15 protein-coding genes are annotated in these 16,620 nt (G+C 73.7%); 8 read left to right on the top strand and 7 right to left on the bottom strand.

Translation table 11 applies throughout. The features are described from left to right. The coding region (locus tag ACFVGY_RS03845; protein WP_385670462.1) for a class I SAM-dependent methyltransferase at positions 1 to 546 on the bottom strand (546 nt) is incomplete at its 3' end. 160 nt (positions 547 to 706) lie between these two features. On the opposite strand from ACFVGY_RS03845, the gene ACFVGY_RS03840 reads away from it, so the two are divergent. The 7 genes from ACFVGY_RS03840 (at position 707) to ACFVGY_RS03810 (ending at position 7,353) form a co-directional block, all read left to right on the top strand. Further along, positions 707 to 1,471: an MHYT domain-containing protein gene (locus tag ACFVGY_RS03840; protein WP_385670459.1), complete on the top strand. Its 765-nt coding sequence runs from the start codon at positions 707 to 709 to the stop codon at positions 1,469 to 1,471. Positions 1,472 to 1,533: 62 nt separating this feature from the next. Beyond that, positions 1,534 to 4,311 carry a nitrate- and nitrite sensing domain-containing protein gene (locus ACFVGY_RS03835; protein ID WP_385670456.1) on the top strand — a complete coding sequence of 926 codons (2,778 nt, stop codon included), beginning with the start codon at positions 1,534 to 1,536 and terminating at the stop codon, positions 4,309 to 4,311. After that, on the top strand, positions 4,311 to 4,754 hold the full coding sequence (locus ACFVGY_RS03830) for a roadblock/LC7 domain-containing protein (protein WP_385670453.1): 444 nt from the start codon (positions 4,311 to 4,313) through the stop codon (positions 4,752 to 4,754). Before ACFVGY_RS03835 ends, ACFVGY_RS03830 begins: the two co-directional genes overlap by 1 nt. 17 nt (positions 4,755 to 4,771) lie before the next feature. Continuing rightward, positions 4,772 to 5,152: a DUF742 domain-containing protein gene (locus ACFVGY_RS03825; RefSeq protein WP_385670450.1), complete on the top strand. Its 381-nt coding sequence runs from the start codon at positions 4,772 to 4,774 to the stop codon at positions 5,150 to 5,152. Then, positions 5,152 to 5,817, top strand: coding sequence for an ATP/GTP-binding protein (locus tag ACFVGY_RS03820; RefSeq protein ID WP_385670447.1), 666 nt, complete (start codon positions 5,152 to 5,154; stop codon positions 5,815 to 5,817). The genes ACFVGY_RS03825 and ACFVGY_RS03820 overlap by 1 nt, the downstream gene beginning before the upstream one ends. A gap of 144 nt (positions 5,818 to 5,961) precedes the next feature. Then, a complete protein-coding gene (locus ACFVGY_RS03815; protein ID WP_179177397.1) occupies positions 5,962 to 6,360 on the top strand; it encodes a roadblock/LC7 domain-containing protein in 399 nt (132 codons plus the stop codon). A gap of 273 nt (positions 6,361 to 6,633) precedes the next feature. Beyond that, a complete protein-coding gene (locus tag ACFVGY_RS03810; protein WP_385670444.1) occupies positions 6,634 to 7,353 on the top strand; it encodes a DUF6397 family protein in 720 nt (239 codons plus the stop codon). Here ACFVGY_RS03810 and ACFVGY_RS03805 read toward each other — a convergent pair. The 3 genes from ACFVGY_RS03805 to ACFVGY_RS03795 all read right to left on the bottom strand — a co-directional run bounded on the left by ACFVGY_RS03805 (position 7,317) and on the right by ACFVGY_RS03795 (position 11,279). Continuing rightward, positions 7,317 to 7,718: a YchJ family protein gene (locus ACFVGY_RS03805; protein ID WP_385670441.1), complete on the bottom strand. Its 402-nt coding sequence runs from the start codon at positions 7,716 to 7,718 to the stop codon at positions 7,317 to 7,319. The two genes, ACFVGY_RS03810 and ACFVGY_RS03805, sit on opposite strands and share 37 nt — an antisense overlap. Before the next feature lie 8 nt (positions 7,719 to 7,726). Further along, complete coding sequence (locus tag ACFVGY_RS03800) at positions 7,727 to 8,644, bottom strand: acyl-CoA thioesterase (protein ID WP_385670438.1); 918 nt, start codon at positions 8,642 to 8,644, stop codon at positions 7,727 to 7,729. A gap of 112 nt (positions 8,645 to 8,756) precedes the next feature. Then, entirely contained in the window at positions 8,757 to 11,279 is a 2,523-nt protein-coding gene (locus ACFVGY_RS03795; protein ID WP_385670435.1) for a DEAD/DEAH box helicase, read from the bottom strand. Positions 11,280 to 11,424: 145 nt separating this feature from the next. Here ACFVGY_RS03795 and ACFVGY_RS03790 point away from each other — a divergent pair, with 145 nt between their 5' ends. Beyond that, entirely contained in the window at positions 11,425 to 12,213 is a 789-nt protein-coding gene (locus ACFVGY_RS03790) for a metal-dependent hydrolase (RefSeq protein ID WP_385670432.1), read from the top strand. Here the strand turns inward: ACFVGY_RS03790 and cpt are convergent. From cpt to ACFVGY_RS03775, 3 genes are all read right to left on the bottom strand, one after another. Continuing rightward, on the bottom strand, positions 12,210 to 12,749 hold the full coding sequence (gene cpt, locus ACFVGY_RS03785) for a chloramphenicol phosphotransferase CPT (RefSeq protein ID WP_385670429.1): 540 nt from the start codon (positions 12,747 to 12,749) through the stop codon (positions 12,210 to 12,212). The two genes, ACFVGY_RS03790 and cpt, sit on opposite strands and share 4 nt — an antisense overlap. A 72-nt stretch (positions 12,750 to 12,821) precedes the next feature. Further along, positions 12,822 to 14,603: an ABC transporter ATP-binding protein gene (locus tag ACFVGY_RS03780; RefSeq protein ID WP_385670426.1), complete on the bottom strand. Its 1,782-nt coding sequence runs from the start codon at positions 14,601 to 14,603 to the stop codon at positions 12,822 to 12,824. Continuing rightward, entirely contained in the window at positions 14,600 to 16,492 is a 1,893-nt protein-coding gene (locus ACFVGY_RS03775) for an ABC transporter transmembrane domain-containing protein (RefSeq protein WP_385670423.1), read from the bottom strand. The genes ACFVGY_RS03780 and ACFVGY_RS03775 overlap by 4 nt, the downstream gene beginning before the upstream one ends. Positions 16,493 to 16,620 lie beyond the last annotated feature (128 nt).

Raw genomic sequence — 16,620 nt, 5'->3', positions numbered from 1 at the left:
CGGGGCCGCCGGGGGGCCGCGGTTCCGCGCGGCCCGCGGGCGGGGCGCGCACCCCGCGCCGCGGGGCCGGGCCCCCGCCGCCCCCCGCCCGATCGGGTGAAACAGCGCGAGCCCGCCCCCGGGGCGGACGACGCGGGCCAGCTCCCGCAGGTTCGCCGCCGGGTCCGGCAGGTGCGCGACGAGCCCCGAGGCGAACACCGCGTCGAGGGCCGCGTCGCGCAGCGGCAGCCGGGCCACGTCCGCGAGCAGCAGGGTGCCCTCGGCGTCCCGCCCGGCCCGCTGCGCGGCGGCCAGCATCTGCGGGGTGACGTCCGCGCCGAGCACGGTGCCGGACGGTCCGACAGCGGCCCGTAGCGCGGTCAGCGCCCGCCCCGTGCCGCAGCCCGCGTCGAGGACGCGGTCCCCGGGCCGCAACCCGAAGGCGGCCACGGCCCGGGCGAAGGCGGGCCCGTCGTCGGGGAACTTGGCGTCCCAGCCGGCGGCGCGCGTTCCGAAGAACCCCTGTACGTGTGCCACGTCCGTGTGCGTCGAGCGGTCATCCGTCATGGGCACATCGTCCCCCATGGTCCCGCGCGTGCGGACCGTGGGCAAGGTGGCACGAGCTGTGATCGGAGATGAACGTAGCTCTGTCATATTCCAGCAGTTCCAGTGGCTTTCGAAATGCGTCCCTTGTTCGCCCCCTCACCCGGACTAGCGTCCCGGGGCCATGGGACACCTCGACCATGCGGCGTACGGCTGGCTGACGCCCGTCCTGTCATATGTGATGGCATCCATGGGTGCCGCCCTGGGGCTGCGGTGCACCGTCCGCGCCCTCGCCACCACCGGTTCTTCCCGGCGCAACTGGCTCCTCACCGCCGCCTCGGCCATCGGCACCGGCATCTGGACGATGCACTTCGTCGCGATGCTCGGCTTCCACGTCACCGGGACCGAGATCCACTACCACGTGCCGCTGACCGTGCTCAGCCTGGCCGTCGCGATCGTGGTCGTCGGGTGCGGCGTCTTCGCCGTCGGCTACGGCAGGCAGAGCAGGCGGTCCCTGCTCCTCGGCGGCCTGACCACCGGCCTGGGCGTCGCCAGCATGCACTACCTGGGCATGGCCGCCCTGCGACTGCACGGCACGATCTCGTACGACCCGCTCACGGTCGCGCTGTCGGTCGCGGTCGCCGTAGTCGCCGCCACGGCCGCCCTGTGGGCCGCGCTGCACATCGAGTCGCCCGCGGCCGTCGCCGTCGCCTCGCTCGTCATGGGCGCCGCCGTCAGCAGCATGCACTACACCGGGATGATGGCCGTCGCCGTCCGCGTCACCCCCTCGGAGCAGGCCCTGCCGGGCGCCACCGCCGTGCAGTTCGTCTTCCCGCTCGCCGTCGGGCTCGGCTCGTACCTCTTCCTCACCTCGGCGTTCGTCGCGCTCTCGCCGACCACCGGTGAGCGGGGCGCCTCCGGAGCCGTCTCCGCCGCGACCGCCCACTGACCCCCTCCTCCCCCCCCCGCACCCCCGCACGCCCGCACGCCCGTACCCCCGACGAGGAGCCCATGCGTACACCCCGCAGACGACCGGAACCAGCGGAGCAGCAACTGCCCGCACCCCCGGCACGCGGCCGCCGGGCCCACGCAGGAGCGCCCGCCGACGAACCGGAGCCGGGACCAGGGCACGGGCCGGCACCAGCCGACCCGGCCGGTGCCGGTGCCGGTGCCGACGGTGGCGCCACCCGCCCGCACCCGGGCCGGCGGCGGCCGCGGCTGCGCCCCGCGACCGTCCGCGCGAAGATCGTCTCTCTGCTCATGGTCCCGGTGGTCTCGCTGCTCGCCCTCTGGGGCTTCGCCACCGTGGGCACCGCCCAGGACATCGCCCGGCTCGGCCGCGCCCAGCGCATCGACACCCAGATACGCACCCCCGTCGCGGCCGCGGTCACCGAACTGCAGGCCGAGCGCCGTGCCGCCGTCCGCTTCCTGGCCGACCCCGTCCCCGACCGCGCCGCCGAGCTGGACAAACAGCGGCGGCGCACCGACGACGCGGTCCGCCGGCTCCGGCTGGGCGACCGCCACACCGTCGCCGAGTCCGGCGACCAGCGCACCGAGCTCGTCGTCCGCCTCGGCGCCTTCGTCGCCGCCGCCGAGGGCCTCGGCCCCGCCCGCAGGGACATCAACGACCGCCGCAGCACCCCCGACGCGGCGTACGAGACGTACACGCGCGTGGTCGACAGCGCCTTCGCCGTCACCGGCACCCTCTCCGGCGGCGAACAGTCCGAATTCGGCCCCGAGGCCCGCGTCCTGCTCGAATTCGCCCGAGCCGGGGAACTCCTGTCCCGTGAGGACGCGTTGATCTCCCTGCCGGGCCAGCGCAGCACCGAATCGCTCCGGCGCCTCACCGGCGCGATCGAAACCCGCCGCACGCTCACCGCGAGCTCCGCCGACGACCTGCCCGCCACCCAGCGGGACGCCTGGCAGGCGGTCGCCAAGAGCGCGGCCTACGCCGACCTCACCGGCGCCGAGGACCGGGTGCTGACCGCCGGAACGACCAAGGACGCCCGCGCAGCGGCCGCCGGCTGGGAGGCCGCGTACACGAGCGTCAGCAGCTCGATGCGGGAGATCGAGACCGCCGCCCACGCCGTGGCCGACCGCAGCGACCCCCTGGTCGAGGGCCTCATCGGTGGTGCCGGCGCCGCGGTCCTGCTGGGCCTCGCCGCCGTCGCCGCCTCGCTCGTCATCTCCGTCCGCATCGGCCGCGGCCTCGTCGTGGAACTCGTCTCGCTGCGCGACACCGCCCTGGACATCGCCCACCGCAAGCTCCCGCACGCCATGCACCGGCTCCGGGCCGGCGAGACCATCGACGTCCAGGCCGAGGCCCCGCCGGGACCCGCCGCCGAGGACGAGATCACCCAGGTCGGCGAGGCGCTGGCCACCGTCCACCGGGCCGCGCTGGGCGCCGCCGTCGATCGCGCCGAACTCGCCGGCGGGATCAGCGGGGTCTTCGTCAACCTGGCCCGCCGCAGCCAGGTCCTGGTGCACAAGCAGCTCAGCCTGCTCGACTCGATGGAGCGGCGCGCGGACGATCCCGGCGAGCTCGGTGACCTCTTCCGCCTCGACCACCTCACGACCCGGATGCGCCGGCATGCGGAGAGCTTGATCATCCTGTCGGGCGCCACCCCGGGGCGGGCATGGCGGACGCCGGTCCCGCTGACGAACGTGGTCCGGGCCGCCGTATCCGAGATCGAGGACTACCCGCGCGTCGAGGTCGGCCGGATCGCGGAGGCCGCCGTCATCGGCGCAGCGGTCGCCGACCTCACCCACCTGCTGGCCGAACTCATCGAGAACGCCGCCCAGTTCTCGCCTCCCCACACCAAGGTCCGGGTCAGCGGGGAGCCCGTGGGCGCCGGGTACGTCCTCGAGGTCGAGGACCGCGGACTCGGCATGGGCCGCGACAGCCTGACGGAGGCCAACCGCCGCATCGTGGAGTCCGAGGCCCTGGACCTCTTCGACAGCGATCGGCTCGGGCTCTTCGTGGTCAGCCGCCTCTCGGCCCGGCACGGGGTGAAGGTGCACCTGCGTCCGTCGCCGTACGGCGGCACCACCGCCGTGGTGTTCCTGCCGAAGTCCCTGCTGCAAGGGGCGGTCGCGGCGGGCTCCGGCCCGACCGCCGCGCCGACCCCCGAGCCGCGGACCGACGCCGGCAGCGGGAGCGAGGGCGCCTCCCGGACCGGCCCTGCAGCCCCGGCCAGGGAGGCAGCGCCCGGTGTCGCGGCCGCGGACCGGGGCCCCGTACGCACAGAGTCGCAGCCGGCCGCGGTGTCCCCGCTGCGACCGCGCGGCGGCGCGGGCTCCCGTACGCAGGCCCCGGCGGCCGGGGCGGCGGCGCAGGAGCCCGCACCCCGGACGCCGCCCCCGTCCGCACCGGTGCCCACGCCCGAGGCCGCACCGGAACCCGAGCCGGTAGCCGCCCCCGCAGCCGCTGCGACCCGCCCGACCCCCGCCCCGACCCCCGCCCCGACCCCCGCCCCGACCCCCGCCCCGACCCCCGCCCTGACCCCCGCCCCGGCTCCGCTCCCCGTGCCCAGGTCGCCCCGTGCCGGTGCCGCCGAGGCCCAGGACGCCGAACTGCCGCGCCGCGTACGCCAGGCGAGCCTGGTTCCGCAGCTGCGCGAGGCTGCCGCCCGCGAGGCCCCGGAGTCCGCTGCGGCCGCACGGCCGCCGGCCGACGAGTCGGGGCGCAGCCCGGAGCAGGCGCGCGACCGGATGGCGGCGTACCGGGCCGGCTGGGCCCGCGGCGCCCAGGAGAACTCCACCCACCCAGGAAGTGAAGGAGAAGTGTGATGATCGAACACCCGAGGTTCGGCGGCGGTGGGAGCCGCACGACCGGCGAACTGGACTGGCTGTTGGACGAGCTGGTGGTTCGCGTCCGGGAGGTCAGGCACGCCGTGGTCCTGTCCAACGACGGGCTGCCGGTGGGGGCCTCCAGCGCGCTCAGCCGGGAGGACGCGGAACACCTGGCGGCCGTGGCCTCCGGATTCCACAGCCTCGCCAAGGGCGCGGGCCGGCACTTCCGCGTCGGGGGCGTGCGTCAGACGATGGTGGAGCTGGACGAGGGGTTCCTCTTCGTCGCGGCGGCCGGGGACGGGTCCTGTCTGACCGTGCTGAGTGCGGCCGGCGCCGACATCGGGCTGATCGCCTACGAAATGGCCCGGCTCGTCAAGCGGGTCGGGGAGCACCTGTACGCGCCGCCCCGGTTCGCGGCACGGCCGCCGGCCGCGGGCTGAAGGCGGCGGTCCGGCACATGGACGGCCAGTGGTACGACGCGGACGCGGGCCCGCTCGTCCGCCCGTACGCCGTGACGGGCGGGCGTACGAAGCCGGGGCCGCACGGCGTCCGCTTCGACCTGATCGCGCTGGTCGTGGTGGACGCCGACGGGGTGGATCCGGCCGGCGAGTCCCTGCTCGGCCCCGAACACCGGGCCCTGCTGGGGCTCTGCCGTTCCGAGACCCAGTCGGTGGCGGAGCTCGCGGCGGACGCGGACCTGCCCGTGGGCGTGGTCCGGGTGCTGCTCGGGGACCTGTTGGAGGCCGGGCACGTCCGCGTCAGCCGGCCGGTGCCGCCCGCCACGCTGCCGGACGAGCGGATTCTGCGGGAAGTCATCGAGGGATTGCGAGCGCTGTGATGGGACGACACCACGACCTGCCGGGCGGGCCCGGCGGCGGACACGACCCGGTCCCGGGGCCGGAGGACGACGGCGAGCTGGCGGCGCTCGCGCTGAAGATACTCGTGTCGGGCGGGTTCGGGGCGGGCAAGACCACGCTCGTCGGAGCGGTCAGCGAGATCCGTCCGCTGCGGACGGAGGAACGGCTCAGCGAGGCGGGCGAACTGGTCGACGACACGGGCGGGGTGGCGCACAAGAGGACCACGACCGTGGCCATGGACTTCGGGCGGATCACCATCCGCTCCGGGCTTTCCCTCTACCTGTTCGGTACTCCGGGGCAGGACCGGTTCTGGTTCGCGTGGGACGAGCTGTCGACGGGTGCGCTGGGTGCGGTGGTGCTCGCCGACACGCGGCGGCTGGAGGACTGCTTCCCGGCGGTGGACTACTTCGAGCACCGGCGCATTCCGTTCGTCGTGGCCGTCAACTGCTTCGCCGACGCCCGGCGCTACGGCACGCACGAGGTGGCCCGGGCGCTCGACCTGGAGTCGGGGACACCCGTCGTGCTGTGCGACGCGCGCGACCGGGATTCGGGGAAGGAAGTGCTGATCAGGCTCGTTGAGTACGCAGGGCGGGTGCACACCGCGCGGCTGCTGGAGTCGGTGGGGGTGCAGGCCGGGCCGGCGTGAACCGGCCTGCGGGACTCTTCAGTCATCTTCCATGCCGAGGGCGCTTCCTCCTTGCCGGAAAGCCCCTGGTGGGGAAGGCTTGCGGAACTTACCAAGCGGGGTGCGGCGCGGCCACGGCGGCGGCGCAACGGGGAGGGGCTCGAAATGGCACTGGACAAGCAGCTCGACTGGCTGCTGGACGACCTGTCGCGCAGGGTCCAGCAGGTCCGGCACGCGGTGGTGCTGTCCAACGACGGGCTGGTCACGGGCGCGAGCGCGGGACTGGCGCGGGAGGACGCGGAGCATCTGGCGGCGGTGGCGGCGGGGTTGCAGAGCCTGGCGAAGGGGTCGGGCCGGCACTTTCGGGCCGGCGAGGTGCGGCAGACGATGGTCGAGTACGACGACGGCGCGCTGTTCGTGATGGCGGCGGGCTCGGGCAGTTCGCTGTGTGTGCTGAGCGGGGCCGAGGCGGACATCGGCCAGGTGGCGTACGAGATGACGCTGCTGGTCAACCGGGTGGGAGAGCACCTGGGCGTGGCGGAGCGGCGGATCACCGGGGGCTGAGGGGCCGCCGGGGCCGGGGGAGGGCCGCGCGGTCGGTGCGGGAGTTATCCACAGGCCTGGCCGGGTGTCGTCGCTCCGACTTACGGTCTTCACGCAGAGTAATCGTGCTGGTGCGTGAGGGGGATCGTCATGAAGCTCGTGACACGGGTCGGGGCCGGGACCGGGGCAGTGAGGGCCGGGGTGTCGACCGGGGGCGCCGCCGGGCCGGGTGCAGAGCCGGGTGCAGAGCCGGGCGGTGCAGTGGCCGCCGCTCGGGCAGCCGAGGAACTGGGGTTGAGCCGCAGCGAGTTCGCCCGCGCGGTCCAACTGGGCATCGTGCGGGCGGGGAGGCCCGCTCCCGGCGGAGCCGCCCGGTACGCGCGGGCGGAGCTGGACCGCGTCAGGTCGGTCGAAGGGTTCCCGGACGCCCTGCGCGCCCGGGTCGAGACCGTCGCCGGGTCGGGTGCCGCCGGGCGGCTGCTGGGCATCGGGCCGAGCCGGTTCATCCGGCTCGCCCGCTGCGGGCGCATCGCCCCCGTCGGCTACCGCATCAACCGGTACCGGGCCGTGGTGTGGATCTACCTGGCCGCGGAATTAAGGGAGTTCACCGCCCGGGACCCGGAGCTGCTGTGCGGCGGTGCACCCGAGGCGGACCGGCAGCTGATGGCGGCCGGCGCGGACCTGCGGCCGCGTGCGTGGCGCGACCGACACGTGGGGCTGCTGCTGGAACGGACCGCCGACCCCTGGGAGCGGGCGGCCGTACTGGCCTCCGTGCTCCCGGAGGAGGAGGTCCGGCAGGCCGTGCCCGACCCGGCGGAGCGGATCGTACTCGCCGCCCTCGCCCCGCCCCCGCCGTACGGGCACCCGCAGATCCCGGCTGCCGCGGCCGTGGCCCAGCGGCTGCTGCGGGCGGAGTCTCCCGACGAGGTCCACTGGTTCCGCACCAGCCTGGACTTCACCCTGGCCGGGGCGCGCGGTCAGCTGAAGTCGACGGGGGAGAGGGGGCCGACGTAGACCCAGGCCCCGTCCTCCCGGGCGAAGGCGCTGTTCTCGTGCAGGGAACCGGCGTGCCCTCCTTCGCGGTAGTGCGCCCGGAACTCCACTGAGCCCTCCGTCTCGAACATCCCGCCGCGCTCGACGCCGAGGATCTCCAGCCGCACCCAGCGCTGCTCGGGGTCCAGGTCGAGCCTGCCGGGGCGGGTGTCCGGATGCCAGGAGCGCATCAGGTAGGCCGTGTCGCCGACGGCGAAGGCGCTGAACCGGGAGCGCATCAGCAGTTCGGCGGTGGGAGCCTGCCGGTCACCGCAGTGGAAGCGGCCGCAGCACTCCGCGTAGGAAGCGGGCAGCCCGCAGGGGCAGGGGAGGACCTGGTCGGACATGGGGGTGCTCAGCTCTTCGGGGTCGGTTCGGCCGGCGCGGACGGCCGGGCCTGCAAGGACGGGTACGGGCGGAAGAGGCCTTCCTGGACCACGGAGACCAGCAGCCTGCCCTCCAGGTCGTAGATCCGGCCGCGGGCCAGGCCGCGGCCGCCGTGCGCGATGGGCGACTCCTGGTCGTACAGGAACCACTCGTCCGCCCGGAACGGCCGGTGGAACCACATGGCGTGGTCCAGCGAGGCCATGTCGAAACCGCGCATGCCCCACAGGGGCTCCACGGGGATGCGCACGGCGTCGAGGAGGGTCATGTCACTGGCGTAGGTGAGGGCGCAGGTGTGCACGAACGGGTCGTCGCCCAGGGGGCCGACCGCCCGCATCCACACGGCGCTGCGCGGATCGGAGTCCCGCAGCTCCTGCGGGGTCCAGCGGAGCCGGTCCACGTACCGGATGTCGAACGGCTGGCGGCGGGCCATCCGCTCCAGCGCCTCGGGCAACGCACCCAAGTGCTCGCGGATTTCGTCCGCGACCTTCGGGAGGGTGTCCGGGTGGGGGAAATCGAGGCGGGGAGGCAGCTGGTGCTCGATGCTGCCCTCCTCGGGATGGTGGAAGGAGGCGGTCAGATTGAAGATCGTCTTGCCTCGCTGGACCGCGGTGACGCGGCGCGTGGTGAAGGACCGCCCGTCGCGCACCCGCTCCACCTGGTACACGATCGGCACCCCGGGGATGCCGGGGCGCAGGAAGTACGCGTGCAGGGAGTGGACCGGCCGGTCACTCTCGACGGTCCGGCCCGCGGCCACCAGGGCCTGGCCGGCCACCTGCCCGCCGAAGACCCGTTGGAGGGACTCCTGGGGGCTGGCACCGCGGAAGATGTTGACCTCGATCTGCTCCAGGTCCAGCAGGTCGACCAGTCTCTCGGCGGGGTTCGTCATCAGAGGTTCTCCACTGTCGTCGCCGGCGGGGCCGGCCGCGGAAGGGCCGGTGTCCCCCCGGACCGGGTCCGGGGGAGGCGGTTCCGGTTCCCCCGGACCCGGTCCGGGGGAGTCAGAGCGCGCCGAGTTCGCCGACCGAGGTCAGCCGGAGGACGGCCCGGCCCTCCTCGTCGGAGGCGGCCAGGTCGACCTCGGCGCTGATGCCCCAGCCATGGTCCCCGTTCGGGTCCGCGAAGGTCTGGCGGACGCGCCACAGACCGTGCGCCGGGTCCTCCTCGATCTGGAGCAGCTTCGGGCCGCGGGCGTCGGGGCCGGTGCCCAGGTCGTCGTACTCGTCCCAGTACGCGTCCATGGCCTCGCCCCAGGCATCGGCGTCCCAGCCGGACTCGCCGTCCAGCTCGCCCAGCTCGTCGATGCGGTCCAGCGCCGCCAGCTCCACCCGGCGGAACATGGCGTTGCGGACCAGGACGCGGAAGGCGCGCGCGTTCGAGGTGACCGGCTTGACCTGGTCGGCCTTGTCCTGGGCCTCCTCCGCCGTCTCCACCTCCGGGTTCGCCAACTGCTCCCACTCGTCGAGCAGGCTGGAGTCGACCTGGCGGACCAGCTCGCCCAGCCAGGCGATGAGGTCCTGGAGGTCCTCGGACTTCAGGTCGTCGGGGATGGTGTGGTCCAGCGCCTTGTACGCGCTCGCCAGATAGCGCAGCACGATGCCCTCGGTGCGGGCGAGCTCGTAGAAGGCCGTGAACTCGGTGAAGGTCATCGCGCGTTCATACATGTCGCGGATGATCGACTTCGGGGAGACCGGGTGGTCGCCGACCCACGGGTGGCTCTTGCGGTACACGTTGTAGGCGTGGTGCAGGAGCTCTTCAAGGGGCTTGGGATAGGTGACGTCCTGGAGCCGCTCCATCCGCTCCTCGTATTCGACCCCGTCGGCCTTCATCGCGGCGACCGCGGCGCCCCGCTCCTTGTTCTGCTGGGCGGCCAGGATCTGCCGCGGGTCGTCCAGCGTGGACTCCACGACGGAGACCATGTCCAGCGCGTAGGAGGGGGAGTCCGGGTCCAGCAGGTCGAACGCTGCCAGCGCGAAGGTCGACAGCGGTTGGTTCAGTGCGAAGTCCTGCTGGAGGTCGACGGTCAGCCGGATCGTGCGGCCCTCCGCGTCCGGGGTGTCGAGCTGCTCGACCACCCCGCCGTCCAGCAGCGAGCGGTAGATGGCGATGGCGCGCCGGATGTGCTTCAGCTGGGCCTTGCGCGGCTCGTGGTTGTCCTCCAGGAGGCTGCGCATCGCCTGGAAGGCATTGCCCGGCCGAGCGATGACCGACAGCAGCATGATGTTGGTGACCTTGAACCGGGAGGTGAGGGGTTCCGGCTCGGCGGCGATGAGCTTCTCGAAGGTGCTGTCCGACCAGGCGACGAAGCCCTCCGGGGCCTTCTTGCGGACCACCTTGCGGCGCTTCTTCGGGTCGTCGCCGGCCTTCGCGAGGGCCCGCTCGTTCTCGATGACGTGCTCGGGCGCCTGGGCGACGACGAAGCCCGCCGTGTCGAAGCCGGCCCGGCCGGCCCGGCCGGCGATCTGGTGGAACTCGCGGGCGCGCAGCGTGCGGACCCGGTTGCCGTCGTACTTCGTGAGCGCCGTGAACAGCACGGTGCGGATGGGGACGTTGACGCCGACACCGAGGGTGTCGGTGCCGCAGATCACCTTCAGCAGGCCGGCCTGCGCCAGCTTCTCCACCAGGCGCCGGTACTTGGGCAGCATGCCGGCGTGGTGCACGCCGATGCCGTGCCGCACGTAGCGGGACAGGTTCTGCCCGAACTTCGTGGTGAAGCGGAAGTTGCCGATCAGCTCGGCGATCTTGTCCTTCTCCTCGCGCGAGCACATGTTGATGCTCATCAGCGACTGCGCCCGCTCGACCGCCTGGGCCTGGGTGAAGTGCACGATGTACACCGGCGACTGCTTGGTCTCCAGCAGCTCGGTGATCGTGTCGGTGATCGGCGTCGTGACGTACTCGTACGACAGCGGGACGGGCCGGGTCGCGGACCGCACCACCGACGTCGGGCGGCCGGTCCGCCGGGTGAGGTCCTTCTCGAACTTCGACACGTCGCCGAGGGTCGCCGACATCAGGATGAACTGGGCCTGCGGGAGCTCCAGCAGCGGGATCTGCCAGGCCCAGCCGCGGTCCTGCTCGGCATAGAAGTGGAACTCGTCCATCACGACCTGGCCGATGTCGGCGTACTTGCCGTCGCGCAGGGCGATGGAGGCCAGCACCTCGGCGGTACAGCAGATCACCGGGGCGTCGGCGTTCACCGAGGCGTCGCCGGTCAGCATGCCGACGTTCTCCGTGCCGAACAGCTTGCACAGGTCGAAGAACTTCTCCGACACCAGCGCCTTGATCGGGGCGGTGTAGAAGGTGACCTTGTCCTGGGCCAGGGCGGTGAAGTGCGCGCCGGCCGCGACGAGGCTCTTCCCGGAGCCCGTCGGAGTGGACAGGATCACGTTCGCCCCGGAGACGACCTCGATCAGCGCCTCCTCCTGGGCCGGGTACAGGGTGATGCCCTGGTCCTCCGCCCACGAGGAGAAGGCCTCGAAGAGCGCGTCGGGGTCGGCGTTCGGCGGGAGCTGATCAATGAGGGTCACACCCCCCATCTTGCCTGGCTTCCGCCCGGATGAGGGAACCGGCCGACGGAATGAAGATCACCACGGGTACGCTGTGCCGTTGACCGGGGCCGGACGACACCGTCGGCAGGGCCCGACCAGCACACACCGGGGCGGGAAGACGAGCATGATGGGTCCGGCGCACTCATTGTCCGGGGCGGCGGCCTGGCTGGGGGTGGGCGCGGCGGCAGCGGCCGCCGGGCATCCGATGCCCTGGCCGGTCCTCGTCGTCGGCGCCCTGATCTGCGCGGGCGCGGCCCTCGCCCCCGACCTCGACCACAAGTCGGCGACGATCTCCCGCGCCTTCGGCCCGCTGTCCCGGGGCCTGTGCGAGGTGGTCGACAAGCTGTCCTACGCCGTCTACAAGGCCACCCGTGCCCCGAAGGACGCCCGCCGCTCCGGCGGCCACCGCACCCTGACGCACACCTGGCTGTGGGCCGTCCTGATCGGCGCGGGCTCCTCCGTGGTGGCGGTCACCGCCGACCGTTGGGGCGTGCTCGCCCTGCTCTTCGTCCACCTCGTCCTGGCCGTGGAGGGCCTGCTGTGGCGGGCGGCGCGGATGTCCAGCGACGTCCTCGTCTGGCTGCTCGGCGCCACCAGCGCCTGGATCCTGGCCGGCGTCCTCGACCAGCCCGGCAACGGCGCCGACTGGCTCTTCGGCCCCGGCCAGGAGTACGTCTGGCTGGGCCTGCCGATCCTGCTCGGCGCCCTCGTCCACGACGTCGGGGACGCCCTCACGGTCTCCGGCTGCCCGATCCTGTGGCCGCTCCCCATCGCAGGGAAGCGCTGGTACCCCGTCGGCCCGCCGAAGGGGATGCGCTTCCGGGCGGGCAGCTGGGTGGAGCTCAAGGTCCTCATGCCCGCGTTCATGCTGCTCGGCGGCGTCGGCGGGGCCTCGGCCCTCGGCTTCCTCTAGGACTGCCCGAGCCGGGTGGCGATGGCCCGCGCACACTCCAAGGACTCGGTGTGCGTGGTGTCCACCTCCAGGTCGTAGACCACGCCCCGGTGGACCAGGTCCGCCTGGGACGCGGCCATCCCCGGGGTCCGGTCCCCGCGGGCGACCTCACGGCCCGCGGCGACCTCGCTCGCGCACCTGACGCCGACCCACAGCACGTCCAGCGGGCCGAGCGCCCGCTGCCACCGCTGCTGGGACTCCGCCCCGCCGAGGAAGACGTCGTCGACGATGACCCGGGCGCCCGCCCGCACCATCGCGGCGACCCCATCCCGCCACGCCGCTTCCAGCGTCCGGAACTCCGCCCCGATGCTCACCACGCCGTCGGCGGCCACGTCGAACCCCGACGCCGACTCCTGCAGGGAGGCGGGCATGGCCTCGATCAGCGAGTCGATCGGGGCGGCGAGCCACGGATCCGGCAGCACCGCTTGGAGGCACCGCACGATCCCCGACTTGCCCGCACTGGATCCGCCGTTCAACACGATCACCCGAATGGTCACCGCGCCACCGTAGGGGAAGCCCGCACCGGGGCCGAAGCGAATTTCGCCCGGACCCGGCCCCCGGCGCCCGGCTCAGCCGTGCCAGGACCGCCACAGGGCCGCGTACGCCCCGTCGGCGGCGACCAGCTCGTCGTGCGAGCCCAGCTCGCTGATCCGGCCGTCCTCGACCACCGCGATGACGTCCGCGTCGTGCGCCGTGTGCAGCCGGTGCGCGATCGCGATGACCGTACGCCCGTCCAGCACGCGCGCCAGCGAACGCTCCAAGTGCCGTGCGGCGCGCGGGTCCAGCAGCGAGGTGGCCTCGTCCAGCACCAGTGTGTGCGGATCCGCCAGCACCAGCCGGGCCAGTGCGATCTGCTGGGCCTGCGCCGGGGTCAGCGCCGTGCCGCCCGAGCCCACCTCCGTGTCCAGCCCGGACTCCAGGGCCCGGGCCCAACCGTCGGCGTCCACCGCGCCGAGCGCGGCCCACAGTTCGGCGTCCTGCGCCCCCGTCCGCGCGAGCCGCAGGTTGTCCCGCAGCGAGCCCACGAACACGTGGTGCTCCTGGTTGACCAGGGCCACCTGTGCGCGCACCCGCTCCGCCGGCATCCGCGACAGCTGCGCCCCGCCGAGGGTCACCTCGCCCGCGCGCGGCGCGTAGATGCCCGCCAGCAGCCGGCCCAGCGTGGACTTGCCCGCGCCCGAGGGGCCGACGAGCGCCATGCGGGTCCCCGGCGGCACGGACATCGACACCTCGTGCAGGACGTCCACGCCCTCCCGGTAGCCGAAGCGGACCTCGTCGGCGCGCACGTCGCGCCCCTCCGGGACGACGCCGGCATCGCCCGCGTCCGGCTCGATCTCCCGGACGCCCACCAGGCGGGCCAGCGACACCTGCGCGATCTGCAGCTCGTCGTACCAGCGCAGGATCAGGCCGATCGGATCGACCATCATCTGCGCGAGCAGCGCCCCCGTGGTCAGCTGTCCCACCGACAGCCAGCCCTGGAGCACGCAGAAGCCGCCGATCAGCAGAACCGAGCCGAGGATCGTCAGGAAGGTGACGTTGATGACGGGGAACAGGACCGTGCGCAGGAACAGGGTGTACCGCTCCCACGCCGTCCACTCCTTGATCCGGCGCTCCGACAGCCTGATCCGGGCCGGGCCGAGGCGGTGCGCCTCGACGGTCCGGCCCGCGTCCACCGTCTCGGTGAGCGCGGCCGAGACCGCCGCGTAGCCGGCAGCCTCCGATCGGTACGCCGACGGGGCCCGCCGGAAGTACCAGCGGCAACCGATCACCAGTACCGGCAGCGCCACCAGCGCGGCGAGCGCCAGTGGTGGCGCGGTCACGGCGAGCGCCCCGAAGAGCAGCCCCACCCACACGACGCCGATGGCCAGTTGCGGCACGGCCTCGCGCATCGCGTTGGCCAGCCGGTCGACGTCGGTCGTGATCCGCGACAGCAGGTCGCCGGTGCCGGCCCGTTCCAGCACGCCCGGCGGCAGGCCCACCGAACGCACCAGGAAGTCCTCGCGCAGGTCGGCCAGCATCCGCTCGCCGAGCACGGCCCCGCGCAGCCGGACCAGCCGGACGAACAGCGTCTGGACGGCGAGCGCCAGCGCGAACACCACGGCCACACGCTCCAGATGGAGCTCGCGCGCCCCGGCCGAGAGCTGGTCCACCACCCGGCCCAGCAGGTACGGGCCTACCATGGAGGCGATCACCGCGACCGCGTTGACCGTGACCAGGACCGCGAAGGCCCGCCGGTGCCGCCGCAGCAGACCGCGCACGTATCCCCGTACGGTTGCCGAGCTGCCCACGGGCAGGGTGGCGGCCGTTTCGGGGGCTGCCGGGTCGTACTCCGGCGGCGCCACGCCGATCATGCGGTTTCCTCGATCTCTGTGAGTTCCTCTGCCAGCTGTGCCAGTTCCAGGCGGGCGAGCCGCTGCTCCTCGTCGGTCTCCCGGGTGACGACCGCCCGGTAGCGCGGCTCGCCGTGGAGCAGTTCGCGGTGCGTTCCGGAGGCCGCGACCGCCCCCTCGTGGACCAGCACCACGTGGTCGGCGCGGTCCAGCAGCAGCGGCGACGAGGCCAGGACCACGGTGGTCCGGCCGGACCGCAGCGCACCGATGCCGTCCGCGATCCGTGCCTCGGTGTGCGAGTCGACCGCCGAGGTCGGCTCGTCCAGCACCAGCACCTCCGGGTCGGTGGCGAGGGACCGCGCCAGTGCCAGGCGCTGGCGCTGGCCGCCGGACAGGGACCGACCGCGTTCGGTGATCCGGGCGTCCATCGGGTCCGCGACCCCGTCCGGGGCCGACTGCAGCAGCGCGTCGAGGACGTCGCCGCACTGGGCGGCGGCCAGCGCGGCGGCCGGTTCGACCTGCCCGGACGACGGCACGGCGAACAGCTCGCGCAGCGTCCCGGACAGCAGCACCGGGTCCTTGTCCTGGACGAGGACCAGGGCGCGCGCGGTGTCCAGCGGAAGGCCGTCCAGCGGGACCCCGCCCAGCAGCACCGAGGCTCGGCCGGCGGCCTCGGCCCCGGCCTCGGACCCGGAGTCGGAGTCGCTGCCGTTCTCGGCGTCGCCCTCTTCGCCGCCGTCCGCGGGGTGGCCGCCGAGGCGTTCGGCGAGCCGGCCCGCCAGGTCCGGGTCCCCGCACACCACCGCCGTGAGCCGGCCCGCCGGGGCGAGCAGCCCGGTCACCGGGTCGTACAGGTCCCCGCCCGGCTCCGGTGCCCCGAGCGGGGCCGTGGACTCCGGTCGTGCGGGGGCCTCCGTACGCGTCAGCGACAGCACCCGGGCGGCCCGCTGGGCGGACGGGCGCGAGAAGGAGTACGCCATGGCGATCTCCTCGAAGTGCCGCAGAGGGTAGAGCATCGTGGCCACCGCGCTGAAGGCCGCGACGAGTTCGCCGACCGTCAGCCGGCCGCCCAGGACGAGCTCCGAGCCGTACCAGACGACCGTGATCAGCAGCACGCCCGGCAGCAGCACCTGGATCGCCGAGATCAGCGCCCACATCCGGGCGCTGTGCACGGCCGCCTCGCGGACCTGCTGCGAGGCCTCCCGGTAGCGGCCCAGGAACAGCTCCTCGCCGCCGATGCCGCGCAGCACCCGCAGGCCCGCCACGGTGTCGGACGCCAGCTCGGTGGCGCGGCCGGCCTTCTCCCGCTGCACGTCGGCCCGCCGGGTGGCGCGCGGGAGCAGCGGCAGCACGGACAGGGCGAGCACGGGGACGCCGACGGCGACGACGATCCCGATCGCCGGCGCGTAGAGCAGCAGACCGACGCAGATGGCGACGACGGCGAAGGCGGCGGCGAGGAAGCGGGAGACCGCCTCCACGAACCAGCCGATCTTCTCCACGTCGCCCGTGGAGACCGCCACGACCTCTCCCGCTGCGACCCGGCGGGTCAGGGCGGAGCCGAGTTCGGCGGTCTTGCGGGCCAGGAGCTGCTGCACGCGCGCCGCAGCGGTGATCCAGTTGGTGACGGCGGTGCGGTGGAGCATGGTGTCGCCGACCGAGGTGGCGATCCCGATCAGCACCAGCAGCCCGCCGACCAGCAGCAGCCGGGTGCCGTCGCGGTCGACGACCGCTTCGACACCCGCGCCGACCGCGTACGGGAGCCCGGCGATCCCGCAGAAGTGCACCAGGCCCCAGCACAGGCTCCGGGCCTGGCCGCCGAGTTGCCTGCGCCCGAGCCACAGCAGGAAGCGGGGGCCCGAGCGGACGTCGGGTACCCCGGGGTCCGGATGCGGAAGGTCGCTGATCTGCATGACGCCCCATGGCTGGTCGAGATGTCCGGACCGTGCAAGGTTCGCCCTCCCGACCGTCGCCGGGCAATCGATTTTGCGTTGGCCACGGCGTGACGCTGCGGGTTGCCGCATCGTCGCCGCTGCCGCGC

The organism is Streptomyces sp. NPDC127106, from assembly GCF_042677605.1.
Taxonomy (GTDB): domain Bacteria; phylum Actinomycetota; class Actinomycetes; order Streptomycetales; family Streptomycetaceae; genus Streptomyces.
This window is presented reverse-complemented; position numbering and strand designations above follow the sequence as displayed.

What these genes read in the sequence shown, in the direction of transcription:
- ACFVGY_RS03800 (WP_385670438.1), bottom strand. Translation starts at nt 8,644, where the DNA reads ATGACGAACCCCGCCGAGAGACTGGTCGACCTGCTGGACCTGGAGCAG.
- ACFVGY_RS03840 (WP_385670459.1), top strand. Translation starts at nt 707, where the DNA reads ATGGGACACCTCGACCATGCGGCGTACGGCTGGCTGACGCCCGTCCTG.
- ACFVGY_RS03815 (WP_179177397.1), top strand. Translation starts at nt 5,962, where the DNA reads ATGGCACTGGACAAGCAGCTCGACTGGCTGCTGGACGACCTGTCGCGC.
- ACFVGY_RS03775 (WP_385670423.1), bottom strand. Translation starts at nt 16,492, where the DNA reads ATGCAGATCAGCGACCTTCCGCATCCGGACCCCGGGGTACCCGACGTC.
- ACFVGY_RS03790 (WP_385670432.1), top strand. Translation starts at nt 11,425, where the DNA reads ATGATGGGTCCGGCGCACTCATTGTCCGGGGCGGCGGCCTGGCTGGGG.
- ACFVGY_RS03820 (WP_385670447.1), top strand. Translation starts at nt 5,152, where the DNA reads ATGGGACGACACCACGACCTGCCGGGCGGGCCCGGCGGCGGACACGAC.
- ACFVGY_RS03780 (WP_385670426.1), bottom strand. Translation starts at nt 14,603, where the DNA reads ATGATCGGCGTGGCGCCGCCGGAGTACGACCCGGCAGCCCCCGAAACG.
- ACFVGY_RS03830 (WP_385670453.1), top strand. Translation starts at nt 4,311, where the DNA reads ATGATCGAACACCCGAGGTTCGGCGGCGGTGGGAGCCGCACGACCGGC.
- ACFVGY_RS03805 (WP_385670441.1), bottom strand. Translation starts at nt 7,718, where the DNA reads ATGTCCGACCAGGTCCTCCCCTGCCCCTGCGGGCTGCCCGCTTCCTAC.
- ACFVGY_RS03835 (WP_385670456.1), top strand. Translation starts at nt 1,534, where the DNA reads ATGCGTACACCCCGCAGACGACCGGAACCAGCGGAGCAGCAACTGCCC.
- ACFVGY_RS03825 (WP_385670450.1), top strand. Translation starts at nt 4,772, where the DNA reads ATGGACGGCCAGTGGTACGACGCGGACGCGGGCCCGCTCGTCCGCCCG.